This is a genomic window from Trujillonella endophytica (genome assembly GCF_900110555.1).
Lineage (GTDB): Bacteria > Actinomycetota > Actinomycetes > Mycobacteriales > Geodermatophilaceae > Trujillonella > Trujillonella endophytica.
Genome location: NZ_FOEE01000003.1, coordinates 56,390 through 70,793, shown reverse-complemented (window position 1 = coordinate 70,793; position 14,404 = coordinate 56,390). Strand labels below are relative to the sequence as shown.

Genomic DNA, 14,404 nt, shown 5'->3' with positions numbered 1-14,404 from the left:
GCTCACTCGACGCCGGCGTAGCTGTGCAGCCCGGTCGAGACCATGTTGACGTAGAGCAGGTTGAAGATCATGACGCCGAGACCCACGACGTTCACCCAGGCGGCGGGCTTGCCGCGCCAGCCGGCCGTCGTGCGGGCGTGCAGGTAGGCGGCGTACACGACCCATGCGATGAAGGCCCAGGTCTCCTTCGGGTCCCAGCCCCAGAACCGGCCCCACGCGCTCTCCGCCCAGATGGCCCCGGCGATGACGGCGAAGGTCCAGATCGGGAAGCCGAAGACGGCGGTGCGGTGCGCGACCCGGTCGATCGCGGCCGCGCCGGGGAGCCGCCCCAGCAGGGTGCCCTCGGCGGCCGTGCCCGCGGCGACGCGGGCGTCGTGGCGCAGCCGCAGGAGGTACAGCACGCTGGCGATGCCGCTGACGAAGAAGATCCCGAAGCCCATGATCGCCGTCGACACGTGCACGGCCAGCCAGCTCGACCGCAGCGCCGCAACCAGCGGGCCGGCCTCCGCGTAGAGGAAGAGCCCGATCCCGACCATCGCCAGGACGACGGGCGCCAGGACGAAGACACCCAGGTGGCGCAGCGCGGGCCGGCGCACCGCCAGGACGACGAACGCCACGACCGCGACCAGCACGACGCCCGTCGCGAACTCGTACATGTTGCCCCACGGCAGCCGGTCGGTGGCCAGGCCGCGGAAGAGCAGGACCCCGGCGTGGGTGAGCGCGCCCAGGATCGTGAGCGCCATCGCGGCGATCCCGTAGCGCCGGACGGTGATCGGCTCCGCCGGGGCGGCGGAAAGGGCCGGCTCCGCGGGCGCGCCGGCGCCGACCAGCTCGCGCGCGGCGGCGGGGCGCCGGCCGAAGGCGAGCTGGGCGCAGAACGCCACGACCGCCAGCGAGTACAGCCCGACGCTGACGGAGAACAGGACGTTCGACAGGTCCTCGAGGGTCTGGTCGACGGTCACGGGGTGGGGACCTCCGGGTCCGGATCTGCCCCGCCGGGCGGCGGGGTGGGTCGTGCGGGTGCGCGGGCGGCGAGGGCCGCCCGGAGGTCGTCGGTCAGCCCGGCGAAGCGCTCCGTGCCCTCACCGCCGCCCCGCGTCAGCGAGCCGACGGTCAGCACGGTACCGGCGCCGTCCGCGGCCGGTCCGACGCGGGCGAACACGCGCTCGCGGCGCAGCAGGAGCATCGCGAGCAGGCCGACGAGGATCGCGATCGCCGCGCCCAGCACCCACCCCTGGCCGGGGTCGTGGGAGAGCTGGAGCGCGGCGAACTGGCTGTAGCCGGTGAACGTGATCGCGGTGCCGTCGGGCAGGGTCAGCGTCTCGCCCACGGCCAGGTTGGCCGAGCCGACCTCCTCGAGCGCGCCGCGGGCGATCTGCTCGGTGTCGATCGCGTACACCGACTGCGGCCGGCCGGTGTCCAGGCCGAGGTAGCCCTGGTAGGCGATGATCGCGACCCGCGGCTCGAGCGGCCGCGGATCGACGCTGGTGAGGATGCCGCCGCGGATCACGCCGGTCGGGGCGAAGAAGCCCTGCAGGGCGAGCTGGGACTCGGCGTCGGCGCCCAGGTCGGGCAGCTTCAGGGCGCCCTCGCTGGCCATCGTCGACTGGTTGGTCGGCAGGAACGGCGCGGAGACGTCGGTGAGCGTCGTGCCGCCGGGGGTGGCCACGGTGAAGCGGGGGGCGTAGCCGTGCCCGGTCAGGTAGACGCGGGCGCCGTCGACGCGCAGCGGGTCGTTGACCCCGATCGTCTCCGGCCGCCCGTCCTCGCCCGGCCCGCCGTAGGAGATGTCGGCGCGGAACGAGGACGCGGTCAGGTCGTCCTCGTACTCGGCGCGGAAGTCCTCGAGGTCGACGCAGAGCGGGGTGAGGTCACCGCCCTCCACGAGCGGGCCGGCGGAGTAGGTGTCGTACTGCTGGAAGGCGTTGCAGAAGCCCTGCCCCTCGGTCACGAGGATGCTGCCCTCGTACCCCCAGAGCTTCCCGCCGGCCAGCGCCACGAGCAGCGCCACGAGCGAGAGGTGGAACAGCAGGTTGCCGGCCTCCTTGGCATACCCCTTCTCGGCCGACAGTTCGTCGTCGGCTCCCCCGCCGCGGCGGACGACGCGGTAGCGCTTGCCCCGCAGCTCCTCCTCGACGGCGTCGAGGGCGGCCGGCCCCTCGAGCGGGCTGTCGAGCCGGGCGGCGTCGGGCAGCCGCAGCAGGTTGCGCGGCGCGGGCGGCGGGGGCCGGCGGAGCGCCCGCGCGTGCTCCAGGGCCCGGGGCAGCACGCAGCCGACGAGGGAGACGAACAGCAGCAGGTACACCGCGGCGAACCACGGCGAGCTGAAGACGTCGAACAGGTAGAGGCGGTCCAGCACCGGCGCGAGGTCCGGGTGGTCGGCGAAGTAGCGGGCGACGTTGGTCTGCGACAGCGAGCGCTGCGGCAGCAGCGACCCGGGGATGGCGGCCAGCGCGAGCAGGAACAGCAGGATGATCGCCGTCCGCATGGCGGTCAGCCGGCGCCACCAGCGCAGCAGCAGCGTCGCCGCGCGCCGGCCCGCGGACGGCGGGGCGGGCCGCGGCGGGGGCGCCGCGGCCTCGCGCGGCGGGGCGGTCACAGTCACGACCGACCTCGCTGACGCTCGGCCAGGCCGTGCCGTGGGGTGCTGTGCCACTGCTGTGACCTCGCGAGCTCGGTCACAGTGCGGACTCCCCGAGCCCGGTGGTGGCGAGCCAGGAGCGCAGCTGCTGCATCATCTCGGTCCACGCCCCGGTCACCAGCAGCAGGCCGACCAGTACGAGCAGGACGCCGCCGACCACGGTGACCGTGCGGGCGTGCCGGCGCAGGAACGAGGTCGCGCCCAGCGCCCAGCGGGCGCCGAGGGCGACCAGCACGAAGGGCACACCGAGGCCCGCGCAGTAGGCGACGGACAGGAAGGCCCCGCGCCCGGCGGTGCCCTCGGCGTAGGCGAGGCTGAGGACGGCGCCGAGCGTCGGCCCCAGGCAGGGCGTCCAGCCCAGGCCGAACACCACGCCGAGCAGGGGTGCGCCCAGGATCCCGGTGGCGGGGCGCACCGACAGCCGCTTGGTGCGCTGCAGCAGCGGCAGCCAGCCGAGGAAGCCCAGGCCGATCGCGATCACCACCACGCCCATGACCCGGGTGATGACGTCCTGGTGCACCAGCAGCAGCCGGCCGAGCGAGCCCGCGGCCGTCCCGAGCGCGACGAAGACGGCGGTGAAGCCGAGCACGAACAGCACCGCGCCGAGCACCACCTGCCGGCGGCCGGTGCGCCGGTCGACGGCGGTCGCCGTGGCCGTGCCCGTGCCGCTGCTCCCGGTGGCCGGGGTGCGCTCCGCCGTCCCCCCGGCCAGGCCGGCGACGTAGGAGAGGTAGCCGGGCACGAGCGGCAGCACGCAGGGCGAGGCGAAGCTGATCAGCCCGACCAGCGCCGCCACGGCCGCGGCGACGAGGAGCGGGCCGTCGGTGACCAGGCCGCTGAAGGTATCCCCCACCTCAGCCCTCCTCGAGCAGCCGGTCGAGCACGGTGCGCAGGTCCTCCTGCGGGATCCGGGCGGTGTACACGGCGGCCACCCGGTACTCGCGGTCGAGCACGATCGTGGACGGGATGGCGTTGGCCGGGAAGTCCCGGAAGGCCAGCGCCACCTCGCCGCGCGGGTCGAAGACCGACGGGAACTCGATGCCCTGGGTGTCGACGAACGCCTGCGCGAGCTGCTCGGGGTCCTTGACGTTGAGCCCGACGAACTCGACCCCGCGGTCGCGCACCTCGGCGTAGACCTCCTGGAACTCCGGCGACTCGGCCCGGCAGGGCGCGCACCAGGAACCCCAGAAGTTGAGGACGACGATCTCCCCGGACAGGTCGGCGGAGTCGAAGTCGCCCCCGCCCAGCAGGTCGCCGCTGAACTCGGGCGCGGTGGCCCGGTCGTCCACGGGGATGACCTCCCCGGAGGGGGTGCCCGCCTCGAAGCGGAACTCGCCGCCGTTGTTGACGTCGACGGCGGACCCCTCGCCGGTCGTGCAGCCGGCGGTGAGCAGCAGCGCGCCCAGCAGGGCGGGGATCCACCGGCTCCCGGGGGTGGTCATGCGCCCGCCACCGCGTCGGGGTCGGTGGCGCCCGCGGGCTCGGCGTAGGTGACGCCGGCGACCCGGTCGCCGGCGTAGGTCACCGAGGTGACGCTGGCCAGCGCGCACTCGCGGCGGCGCGGGTCGTGCAGGTAGCTGCGGCCCTCCAGGTGCAGCCGCAGCGTCCAGATCGGCAACTGGTGGCTGACGCACACCGCTGCGGACCCGCGGGCGGCGTCGCGCGCCGCCTCGACCGCGAGCAGCATCCGGGCCGCGATCTCGACGTAGGGCTCGCCCCACGAGGGCCGGAAGGGGTTGCGCAGCTTCCACCAGTGCCGCGGCTCGCGCAGCGCGCCGTCGCCGACGGCGACGCGCAGGCCCTCGAAGTCGCTGGCCGCCTCGATCAGCCGCGCGTCGGTGGTGATCGGCAGGCCGAGCGCCTCGGCGATCGGCGCGGCCGTCTGCTGGGCGCGCTCGAGCGGGCTGGCCACCAGGTGCGTGATCGGCGGGTCGGCGGCCACGCCGGTGAACCAGCGGGCGGCGTCGCGGGCCATCTCCTCGCCGGCGGTGGACAGCCGGTAGCCGGGCAGCCGGCCGTAGAGGATCTTCGCCGGGTTGTGCACCTCGCCGTGGCGCAGCAGGTGGACGACGGTCGTCTCGCTCATCAGCTGCTCACCTCGCTCGGGTCCTGACCGGTTGCCCGGGGCGCGTCGTCCGGCGTGGCCGCGGCCGCGGCCCGGGCGGCGGCCGGCAGCGCGTCGAGGACGTGCTCGACCGCGGCGTCGTCCAGGGCGGCGCTGACGAACCACGACTCGAACGCCGACGGCGGGAGGTACACGCCCCGGCCGAGCATGGCGTGGAAGAAGGCGGTGTAGCGGAACGCCTCCTGGCTGCGCGCGTCGTCGAAGTCGCGCACCTGCCGCTCGTCGGGGACGAAGAACACCGAGAACATCGACCCGGCCTGCTGCACCCGGTGCGACACCCCGGCGGCGAACAGCGCCGCGCTGGCCGCGCCGCGCAGGGTCACCGCGACCTCGTCGCAGCGGGCGTACACCTCGTCGGTGCACAGCCGCAGCGTGGTCAGGCCCGCGGCCACGGCGACCGGGTTCCCCGACAGCGTGCCGGCCTGGTACACCGGCCCGATCGGCGCCAGCTGGTCCATGAGGTCGGCGCGGCCGCCGAACGCGGCGGCGGGCAGGCCGCCGCCCATGACCTTGCCGAAGGTGAACAGGTCGGCGTCCACCGGGTCCAGGCCGTACCAGCCGGAGCGGGTCACGCGGAACCCGGTCATGACCTCGTCGAGCACCAGCAGCGCGCCGTGCGCGGCGGTGATCCGGCGCAGCTCGGCGTTGAAGCCCGACAGCGGCGGGACGACGCCCATGTTGCCGGGCGCGGCCTCGCTGACCACGCAGGCGATGTCGGCCCCGCGGGCGGCGAAGACGGCCTCGACCGCGGCCACGTCGTTGTAGGGCAGGACGACCGTGTCCGCGGCGGCGCCGGTGGTCACTCCCGGGGTGTCGGGCAGGCCGAGCGTGGCCACGCCCGAGCCGGCCGAGGCCAGCAGCGCGTCGACGTGGCCGTGGTAGCAGCCGGCGAACTTGACCACGAGCGGGCGCCCCGTCGCGCCGCGGGCCAGCCGGACGGCGGAGAGGACGGCCTCGGTGCCGGAGTTGACCAGCCGAACCCGCTCGACGGGCGGCATGCGGGCGATGATCTCGTCGGCGAGGTCGAGCTCGCCCTCGGTGGGGGCGCCGAACGAGGTGCCGCGGCGGGCGGCGGCCGTGATCGCCTCGACGACCTCGGGGTGGGCGTGGCCGAGGATGAGCGGGCCCCACGAGGCCACGAGGTCGACGTAGCGGCGACCGTCGGCGTCGGTGAGCCACGGCCCCTGGCCCTGGGCCATGAAGCGCGGGGTGCCGCCGACGGCCCGGAAGGCGCGGACCGGGCTGTTCACCCCGCCGGGGGTCACCTGGAGCCCGCGCGCAAAGAGCTCGGCGGAGACCGGGGCCTCGTAGGGGTAGGGAGAACTGTCCAGCGAGGTCACGGCCCCAGTGTCCCCTCCGTGCGGGGGGAGCCGGGTGAGGCCCCCGTCTCACCGGCACCCGGCACGGCGCCGCGGGCCGGTGCCGCGGCCAGCAGCGCCCGGGCGAGGGCGGCCGGGTCGCGGGTGGGCACGAGGACCGTGCGGCCGTCGGTCAGCCGCAGCGGCAGGCCCGTGCGGCCGCGCGGGAGCGACCAGCCACCGCCCAGCACCGGTGCGCCCGCGTCGACGCCGGCGGCACCCTCGCGGACGGCCTCGAGGTGGGCGGTGTCGACGTCGGCCACCAGCACGCGCTCCCGGCCGACCGAGAGGACGGGCTCGCCGACGTCGGTCCGGCCGACGCGCACCGTCCAGACCCGGTTGGCCGACAGCACCCCGGCCGCGACGACGCCGAGGACGGCGACCAGCGACAGCACCCACAGCAGCGGCGGCACGTCCGGGCCGGGCAGCGCCACGTCCAGGACCAGCAGCAGCCCGAGGGCCCCGGCGACCAGCCAGAACGGCCGCCAGGAACCCCCGGGCTCGACGTGCTCCATCAGTGCAGCGGGGCCTGCGCGCTCAGCGGCGCAGGAGGCGGGCCGCCTCGACCGCCCAGTAGGTGAGCACCGACCCCGCGCCGGCCCGCCGGATCGCGGTCAGCGTCTCCAGGATCGCCCGCTCGCGGTCCACCCAGCCGTTCGCCGCGGCGGCCTCGACCATCGCGTACTCGCCGCTGACCTGGTAGGCGCTCACCGGCACCCGGACCTCGTCGGCGACACGGGCGATGATGTCGAGGTAGGCCAGGGCGGGCTTGACCATGACGGCGTCCGCCCCCTCGGCGAGGTCCTGCCGGACCTCCCGCAGCGCCTCGTCGGCGTTGGGCGGGTCCATCTGGTAGGTCGACCGGTCGCCGAACTGCGGTGCGCCCTCGGCCGCCTCCCGGAAGGGTCCGTAGAAGCACGAGGCGTACTTGGCCGCGTACGCCAGCACCGGCAGCTCGGGGTACCCGTTGCCGTCCAGCGCCCGGCGGATCGCCGCGACCTGGCCGTCCATCATCCCGCTCGGGGCGATCACGTGGGCACCGGCCTGCGCCTGGGCCAGCGCCACGGAGGCATAGCGGTCCAGCGTCGGGTCGTTGTCCACCAGCCCTGCGGGGGTGACCACGCCGCAGTGGCCGTGGTCGGTGTACTCGCACAGGCAGAGGTCGGCCATGAGCACCAGCTCGTCGCCGAGATCGGCGAGCAGCTGCTGCAGCGCGACGTTCACCACGCCGTCGGCGGCGTCGGCCTGCGAGCCCACCGGGTCCTTGTCCGCGGGGATCCCGAACAGGATCAGCCCGCTGATGCCGGCCTCCGCGGCCTCGTGGGCGGCCTTCCGCAGCGACTCCTGCGTGTGCTGGACGACGCCGGGCATGGAGGAGATCGGCTGGGGGGCGTCGATGCCCTCCTTGACGAACACCGGCAGCACGAGGTCCGCCGGCGAGAGCCGCGTCTGGGCCGTCAGCCGCCGCAGCGCGGGCGTCGACCGCAGTCGACGCCCGCGCGCGAAGCCGGGACTGGCGCCGGTCACTTCCCGGAGCCCTCCTCCTCGGCGCGACGCGCCTCGGCGAAGGCGGCCAGCGCGTCGACCAGGGGCGCCACGGCCGCGGTCTCGGGCTGGACGTCGACGCGCAGGCCGAACTCCTGGGCGGTCGCCGCCGTCTGCGGGCCGATCACCGCGACCACGGTGCGGGCGTGCGGCTTGCCGGCGATGCCGACGAGGTTGCGCACCGTGCTGGACGAGGTGAAGCACACCGCGTCGAACCCGCCGCCCTTGATCGCCTCGCGGACCGCGGCCGGCGGCGGGGCGGCGCGGACCGTGCGGTAGGCGGTGACGTCGTCGATCTCCCAGCCGCGCTCCTTGAGCCCGGCCGCGAGGGTCTCGGTGGCGATGTCGGCGCGGGGCAGCAGCACCCGGTCGATCGGGTCCAGGACGTCGTCGTACTCGGGGAAGTCGGCCAGCAGGCCCTCGCTGGACTGCTCACCCGACGGCAGCAGCTCCGGCACGATGCCGAACGCGCGGACCGCCTCGGCGGTCTGCTCGCCCACGCAGGCCACCTTCACGCCGGCGAAGGCGCGGGCGTCGAGGCCGAGCTCGGCGAACTTCTCGCGGACGGCCTTCACGGCGTTCACCGAGGTGAACACGATCCAGCCGTAGCGGCCCGTGACCAGGCCCTTGATCGCGCGGTCCATCTGCGCGGGGCTGCGCGGCGGCTCGACGGCGATCGTCGGCACCTCGACCGGCACGGCGCCGTAGGCGCGCAGCCGGTCGCTCATGTCGCCGGCCTGGTCCTTGGTGCGGGGCACCAGCACGCGCCAGCCGAACAGCGGCCGGCTCTCCCACCAGGAGAGCTTGCCGCGCTTGTCGACGACGGTGCCGACCGTGGCCACGACCGTGCCGCCGACGGCGTCGAGGCCGGCGGTCTTCTCGGCCACCGCGGCCAGCCTGGCGGCGACGCTCTTCTGGTCGGTCGTCGAACCCGCGGTGGTGACGACCACGGGCGTGCTGCCGGGCAGCCCGCCCTCGACCAGCCGGGTGGCGGCGTCGGCCAGGTGCGCGGCGTCGCCGGTGAGCACCAGCGGCGCACCCAGGCCGTGCGCGGCCGAGGCCAGCGCGACCAGGTCGGCGGCGCCGCCCAGCTCGGCGGTGAGGCTCGTGCCTCCGAGGGCGACGCCGGCGAACGCCGGGACCGACGTGGTGGAGGCGACACCGGGCACCACGTCGAAGGGCACCGAGGTGCGGCCGACGGCGAGCACCTCCTTCACCACGGCGTCGGAGGTGAACGGGTCACCGGCGACGAGCCGGACGACCGTCTCGCCCTTCTTCGCGGCGGCGACGGCGGCCTTGGCCACCTCGTCGGGCTCACCGGTCGCGGTCGTCGGCTCGAGGTCGGGCCGGCTCTCGCGGACCGCCGCCGTGATCGCGGGCGCGACACCGGCGTCGACGACGAGGACGTCGGCGTCGGCCAGCGCCGCGGTCGCCCGGGCGGTCAGCATGCCGGGGTCGCCCGGGCCGGCGCCGACGAAGACGACCGTGCCGGCCGCTCCGCCGTTCTGCTTGCGGAAGCGCGTCATCGCGTGCTCCTGTTCCATGTCATTTGCTCTGCCCTCGTGCGGGCGTGTGCTGGGGTCTGGGTGGGAGCCGGGCCGCGGTGCCCGGCGGGGGGTGGGTTCGTGGGGTCGGTCACCGCGAGGCGGCCATCAGCTCGGCGGCGCCCCGGTCGAGCAGGTCGGCGGCGAGCTCGCGGCCCAGCCTCTCGGCGTCCTCGGCGGGGCCGGTGACCGAGCCGCGGACGCCGTCGCTGCCGTCCAGCGCCGTGACCGAGGCGCGGAGGAACAGCTCGGGGCCGTCCTCCCCCTCGGCGACCTCGGCGTAGGCGGCGACCGGCGCGCTGCAGCCGGCCTCGAGCGTGGCGAGGGTGGTGCGTTCGGCGAGCACGCAGGCCCGCGTGACGGCGTCGTCCAGCGGGGCCAGCAGCGCGCGGGTCGCATCGTCGTCCGCCCGGCACTCCACGGCGAGGGCGCCCTGCGCCGGCGCGGGGAGCACCTGCAGCGGGTCGAGCGTCTCGGTCACGGCGTCCAGGCGGCCGAGCCGGCTCAGCCCGGCGCGGGCGAGGACGACGGCGTCCAGGTCCCCGCTGCCCTCGACCCCACCGACCCGTGCCATGCGGGTGTCCACGTTGCCGCGGATCGGCACGACCTCCAGGCCGAGGCCGAGGGCGCGCAGCTGGGCGACCCGTCGGGGGGCGCCGGTGCCCACCCGGGCGCCGGCGGGGAGCTCGCCGAGGGTGAGGCCGTCGCGCGCGACGAGGGCGTCGCGCGGGTCCTCCCGCGGCGGGACGGCGGCGATGGTCAGCCCGGCCGCCGGCGCGGTCGGCAGGTCCTTGTAGCTGTGCACGGCCAGATCGACGGTGCGCGCCAGCAGCGCCTCGCGCAGCGCCGCCACGAACACCCCGGTGCCGCCGAGCTGGGAGATGGCGGCCCGGCTGCGGTCGCCCTCGGTGCTGATCGGCACCAGCTCCACGGGAACGCCGGTCGCCGCGGTGATCGCGTCGGCCACGGTCCGGCTCTGCGTGGTGGCCAGCCGGCTGGCGCGGGTGCCCAGGCGCAGGGGGACGGCGGACCCGGCGGTCACCGGCGAGCTCGCGGGCGCGGTCACGGGGCGCCTCCGGCGCGCAGGTCGTCGGGGTCGACGCTGACGGCCTCGGCCAGGCGGCTGCCCTCCGCGGGGACGTCGGTGTCGATGCCCAGGCCGAACAGCGCGCGCAGGGCGTCGGCGTAGTCGACCCCGCCCGGCGTGCTGGCCAGCTCCTTGACCCGCACGGTCGGCTCGTGCAGCAGCTTGTCCACCACGCGCCGGACGGTGCGGGCGATCTCCGAGCGGGCGCGCGCGTCGAGGTCGGGCAGCCGGGTGGACAGCCGCAGCAGCTCGGCGTCGACGACCTCGGCGGCCTGGCTGCGCAGCGCCGAGACGGTCGGCGCGACCGCGGCGGCCTGCCGCTCCGCGCGCAGCAGCGCGGTCTCGGCCTCGATCAGGGCGTGCGCCGCGGCGATGTCGTCGCGGGCGATCGCGCCGGCCAGGGAGCCGTGCCCCGCCCCGGCGTCGTCGTGCAGGAGCGCGCTCCGCTCGCCCTGCAGCAGCGCCAGGTCCACGACGTGCACGCCGGGCAGGCCCGCGACGGCGGGGTCGACGTCGCGCGGCAGCGCGAGGTCGACGACGGCCAGCGGCCGCCCGACGCGGTCGGTCATCGCGTCGGCGACCGTCTCGGTGCCGACGACGAGCCCGGTGGCCCCGGTGCAGGTGAGCAGCAGGTCCGCGGCGGCGAGAGCGGCCGGCAGGTCGTCGATGTCGACGGTGGCGCCGTCGACGGCGGCCGCGAGCCGGGCGGCGGACTCGGCGGTGCGGCTGGCCACGGTGACCAGGGCGCCGCGGCGCGACAGCGTGGCCGCCGCGAGCGCGCCCATCGAGCCGGCGCCGACGACGAGCACCGGCCGGCCGGCCAGCGGGCCGATCCGCTCCTCGGCGTGGTCCAGCGACACCGACACGAGCGAGGCACCGGCCTTGTCGATGCCGGTCTCGGCGTGCACCCGCTTGCCGACCCGCAGCGCATGCTGGGCGACCGGGTGCAGCGCCCGGCCCACGGTGCCGTGCGCGCGGGCCAGGGCGTAGGCGTTGCGCAGCTGGCCGAGCACCTGGGTCTCGCCGACGACCATGGAGTCCAGGCCGGCGGCGACGGTGAACAGATGGGTCACGGCCTGGTCCTCGTAGTGCACCGTGACGTAGGGCGAGAGCTCCTCGACGGTCGCGCCTGCCTGGCGGGCCAGCACGCGGCTCACCTCGGTGACGCCGCCGTGGAAGCGGTCGACCTCGGCGAAGACCTCGACCCGGTTGCAGGTGGCCAGCACGATGGCCTCGGCGACGTGGTCGTTGCCGATCAGCTCGTGCAGCGCCTTGACGGTGTCGTCGGCGTCCATCGCGAACTGTTCGAGCAGGGAGACCGGCGCCGTCTGGTGGCTGATCCCGACCGCGAGCAGGCTCATGCCATCCCTCCGAGCGCCGGTACGGGAGCGTCCCGCTGGGTGTCGAGGAACGCCAGCACCTGCAGCTCGACGGACAGGTCGACCTGACGGACGTCGACGCCCGCGGGCGCGGTCAGGGTCACCGGCGCGAAGTTCAAGATGCTCCTCACCCCGGCCGCGGTCAGCCGGTCGCACACCGACTGCGCCACCTCGGCCGGTGTCGCGATGACCCCGATGGTCGCCCGGGTCTCGGCGACGACCCGGTCCAGCTCGGTCACCGGGCGCACAGGCCGACCGCCGATGACCTGTCCGATCCGCTCCGGTGCGCTGTCGAACAGCCCCACGAACTCGAAGCCGCGGCTGCCGAAGCCGGCGTAGTCCGCCAGCGCCGAGCCGAGGTTGCCCAGGCCCACGAGCACGCAGGGGCGGGACCGCTCGACGCCCAGCACCCGGGCGATCCGGTCGCGGAGGCCGAGCACGTCGTAGCCCACACCCCGCACGCCGCACGGGCCCAGGTGGGAGAGGTCCTTGCGCAGCCCTGCCGGGTTCACTCCCGCCGCGCCGGCCAGCTCACCGGAGGAGACGCCGGCCCGGCCGCCGTCGGCGAGCCCGGTGAGCACCCGCAGGTACACGGCCAGGCGGGCGACGGTGGCCTCCGGGATGCGGGGCCGGGACGGGTTCACGGGGGAATGTCTCCACAGCGGGCGCGCCGTCTGCCCGGCGGCTGCCAGGGAGGGACGGACGACATCGGGGACCGGGCGGGAGACCGACCGGCGGTGCCCACGTTAACCGCTTGTGAACGCAGGAACAAAGTCACTGCCGGGCGCTCGGGCCTCCGGACAGCGCAGACGTCCGCCGCTGTGGTGGAGACCATACCCGGACGGTCGACGGCCCTCCTCGCCCCCCGCCACTCGCAGTCTCGCGGCGGGCCCCTGCGAGGAGGCCGTCAGGAGAGGCCGAGATCCCGGCGCAGCCGCGGGGCGTCGACGGTGAAGTAGGAGTGCTCCCGACCGTCCAGCAGCACCACCGGCACGCGGTCGCCGTACTCGGCCTGCAGGCCGGGGTCGGCGTCGACGTCCACCGGGATCACCGTGAGGCCGGCCTCCGCGGCGATCGGCGCCAGCCGGTCCGCGGCCTCCTCGCACAGGTGGCAGCCGACCCGGGTGAGCAGCCGCAGCCGCCCCTCGTCAGCCATCGCCGGCCGCCCCGGCCGGTTCCAGGTCCGGCTCGTCGGCGGCCCGGGTCAGGCCCAGCTCGCGCAGCCGCGCCCGGCTGACCTTGCCGGTCAGGGAGTGCGGCAGCGAGGCCAGGAAGTGCACGGAGGTGGGCACCTTGTACCGCGCCAGCGACCTCGCGGCGTGATCGCGGAGCTCCTCGAAGGTCGCGCCGGCGCCCGGCTCCAGGACGACGACGGCGCGCACGGCCTGCCCGGTCCGGGCGTCGGGTACGCCGATGACCGCGCTCTCGAGCACCGCGGGATGGGCGTCGAGCACCCGCTCCACCTCGGCCGGGTAGACGTTGAACCCGCTGACGAGAACGAGGTCGCTGCGCCGGTCGACCAGGTGCAGGTCGCCGTCGGCGTCGCGGTAGGCCAGGTCACCGGTGGCCAGCCAGCCCTCGGCGTCCGGCCCGTCGGCGCCGTCGGGCCAGAAGCCGGCGAACAGGTTGGCGCCGCGCACGCAGATCTCGCCGGGCCCCTCGTCGGCGACGTCCTCGGTGGGCGCCTCCGGATCGACCTCGTGGGTCGCGGTGTCCCGCAGCTGGATCTCCACGCCGGGCAGCGGGCCGCCGATGCACGCCGGCTTGGGCCGCCCGGTCGCCAGGGTGCTGGCCACCACCGGGCAGGCCTCGGTCAGGCCGTACCCCTCGTGCACGGTGATCGCGGCCCGCTCCCGCATCGCCGTCCAGATCTCCTCGGGCAGCGGCGCGGCACCGGAGGAGGCGATCCGCACGGCGGCGAAGGCGCGGCGCAGGTCCGCGTCGGAGCCCGCGGCGTCGGCCGCGGCCAGCCAGGCCTGGTACATCGGCGGCGCCCCGGGGACGGCGGTGACGTGCTCGGCGGCCATCAGCGCCAGCGACGACCGGGGGTCGAAGACCTCCATCAGCACCGCGCACGCGCCGGCCGCCGCGACCAGCCCGAAGCCGGCGTTGAGCCCGTAGACGTGGAACAGCGGCAGGACCAGCAGCACCCGGTCGTCGGGGCGCACCGGCGGCGGTTCCATCGCCAGGCACTGCTCCTGGTTGGCGCGCAGCGCCGCGGTGGTGAGCATCGCGCCGCGCGGCCGGCCGGTCGTGCCGCTGGTGTAGGCGAGGAACGCCAGCCCCGCGGGCTCGGCCTCGACGTCCGGGGCCGCGCCGTCGTCCTCCGGCGGGCCGACGCAGACCGGCACCCCGGCGACCTCCTCCCGCTCCTCCCCGGCCACCAGCAGCGCCGCGCCGGAGTCGCCGAGCACGTGCTCGAGCTCGGGATCGGTGTAGGCGGTGTTGACCGGGACGACGACGAGCCCCGCGCGCAGCGCCCCCAGCGCGGCCCGCAGCCAGGCGATCCCGTTCGGCAGCTGCACGGCGACCCGGTCGCCGGGGGCGAGCCCGCGACGGGCGTAGCCGGCGGCGGCGCGATCGACCAGTGCGTCCAGCTCGGCCCAGCTCAGCCGTGTCTCCCCCGTGACCACGGCGGGAGAATCCGGACGCTCGCGGGCCGCGGCGCGGACCAGCGCGGCCAGCGAGGGCGGGGCTCCGGACACTCGGCATCTCCTCGGGTCGC

General features: G+C 75.9%; 14 protein-coding genes. All 14 read right to left on the bottom strand.

Translation table 11 applies throughout. The annotated features are described in order from the left end of the window. Window positions 1–2 precede the first annotated feature (2 nt). On the bottom strand, window positions 3–962 hold the full coding sequence (gene ccsB, locus BMY88_RS05540; protein WP_091941052.1) for a c-type cytochrome biogenesis protein CcsB: 960 nt from the start codon (window positions 960–962) through the stop codon (window positions 3–5). Beyond that, complete coding sequence (resB, locus tag BMY88_RS05535; RefSeq protein ID WP_091941050.1) at window positions 959–2,605, bottom strand: cytochrome c biogenesis protein ResB; 1,647 nt, start codon at window positions 2,603–2,605, stop codon at window positions 959–961. Before resB ends, ccsB begins: the two co-directional genes overlap by 4 nt. A gap of 73 nt (window positions 2,606–2,678) precedes the next feature. Next, entirely contained in the window at window positions 2,679–3,494 is an 816-nt protein-coding gene (locus tag BMY88_RS05530; protein WP_091941048.1) for a cytochrome c biogenesis CcdA family protein, read from the bottom strand. Between the two features lies 1 nt (window position 3,495). Next, the gene (locus BMY88_RS05525; RefSeq protein ID WP_091941046.1) at window positions 3,496–4,083 is read right to left on the bottom strand and encodes a TlpA family protein disulfide reductase; all 588 of its coding nucleotides are present in this window, start codon (window positions 4,081–4,083) and stop codon (window positions 3,496–3,498) included. Then, window positions 4,080–4,727, bottom strand: a complete 648-nt coding sequence (locus tag BMY88_RS05520; protein WP_091941044.1) for a histidine phosphatase family protein — start codon at window positions 4,725–4,727, stop codon at window positions 4,080–4,082. The genes BMY88_RS05525 and BMY88_RS05520 overlap by 4 nt, the downstream gene beginning before the upstream one ends. Beyond that, a complete protein-coding gene (gene hemL / locus BMY88_RS05515; protein ID WP_091941042.1) occupies window positions 4,727–6,106 on the bottom strand; it encodes a glutamate-1-semialdehyde 2,1-aminomutase in 1,380 nt (459 codons plus the stop codon). The genes BMY88_RS05520 and hemL overlap by 1 nt, the downstream gene beginning before the upstream one ends. Continuing rightward, window positions 6,103–6,639 carry a hypothetical protein gene (locus tag BMY88_RS05510; RefSeq protein WP_244524466.1) on the bottom strand — a complete coding sequence of 179 codons (537 nt, stop codon included), beginning with the start codon at window positions 6,637–6,639 and terminating at the stop codon, window positions 6,103–6,105. Before BMY88_RS05510 ends, hemL begins: the two co-directional genes overlap by 4 nt. A 22-nt stretch (window positions 6,640–6,661) precedes the next feature. Further along, a complete protein-coding gene (hemB, locus tag BMY88_RS05505) occupies window positions 6,662–7,651 on the bottom strand; it encodes a porphobilinogen synthase (RefSeq protein WP_091941038.1) in 990 nt (329 codons plus the stop codon). Further along, window positions 7,648–9,195, bottom strand: a complete 1,548-nt coding sequence (locus BMY88_RS05500) for a uroporphyrinogen-III synthase (RefSeq protein ID WP_091941037.1) — start codon at window positions 9,193–9,195, stop codon at window positions 7,648–7,650. The genes hemB and BMY88_RS05500 overlap by 4 nt, the downstream gene beginning before the upstream one ends. Window positions 9,196–9,304: 109 nt before the next feature. Continuing rightward, entirely contained in the window at window positions 9,305–10,279 is a 975-nt protein-coding gene (gene hemC, locus BMY88_RS05495; RefSeq protein ID WP_244524465.1) for a hydroxymethylbilane synthase, read from the bottom strand. After that, a complete protein-coding gene (locus BMY88_RS05490) occupies window positions 10,276–11,661 on the bottom strand; it encodes a glutamyl-tRNA reductase (RefSeq protein ID WP_091941035.1) in 1,386 nt (461 codons plus the stop codon). Before BMY88_RS05490 ends, hemC begins: the two co-directional genes overlap by 4 nt. Beyond that, the gene (locus BMY88_RS05485) at window positions 11,658–12,323 is read right to left on the bottom strand and encodes a redox-sensing transcriptional repressor Rex (protein WP_091941033.1); all 666 of its coding nucleotides are present in this window, start codon (window positions 12,321–12,323) and stop codon (window positions 11,658–11,660) included. Before BMY88_RS05485 ends, BMY88_RS05490 begins: the two co-directional genes overlap by 4 nt. A gap of 263 nt (window positions 12,324–12,586) precedes the next feature. Next, window positions 12,587–12,835, bottom strand: coding sequence for a glutaredoxin family protein (locus BMY88_RS05480; protein ID WP_091941031.1), 249 nt, complete (start codon window positions 12,833–12,835; stop codon window positions 12,587–12,589). Continuing rightward, window positions 12,828–14,384, bottom strand: coding sequence for an AMP-binding protein (locus tag BMY88_RS05475; protein WP_244524464.1), 1,557 nt, complete (start codon window positions 14,382–14,384; stop codon window positions 12,828–12,830). Before BMY88_RS05475 ends, BMY88_RS05480 begins: the two co-directional genes overlap by 8 nt. Window positions 14,385–14,404 lie beyond the last annotated feature (20 nt).

Bases quoted from the DNA above. Each gene is read 5' to 3' on its own strand.
- BMY88_RS05490 (WP_091941035.1), bottom strand. From the start codon at position 11,661: ATGAGCCTGCTCGCGGTCGGGATCAGCCACCAGACGGCGCCGGTCTCC.
- BMY88_RS05520 (WP_091941044.1), bottom strand. From the start codon at position 4,727: ATGAGCGAGACGACCGTCGTCCACCTGCTGCGCCACGGCGAGGTGCAC.
- BMY88_RS05500 (WP_091941037.1), bottom strand. From the start codon at position 9,195: ATGACGCGCTTCCGCAAGCAGAACGGCGGAGCGGCCGGCACGGTCGTC.
- BMY88_RS05480 (WP_091941031.1), bottom strand. From the start codon at position 12,835: ATGGCTGACGAGGGGCGGCTGCGGCTGCTCACCCGGGTCGGCTGCCAC.
- BMY88_RS05525 (WP_091941046.1), bottom strand. From the start codon at position 4,083: ATGACCACCCCCGGGAGCCGGTGGATCCCCGCCCTGCTGGGCGCGCTG.
- BMY88_RS05510 (WP_244524466.1), bottom strand. From the start codon at position 6,639: ATGGAGCACGTCGAGCCCGGGGGTTCCTGGCGGCCGTTCTGGCTGGTC.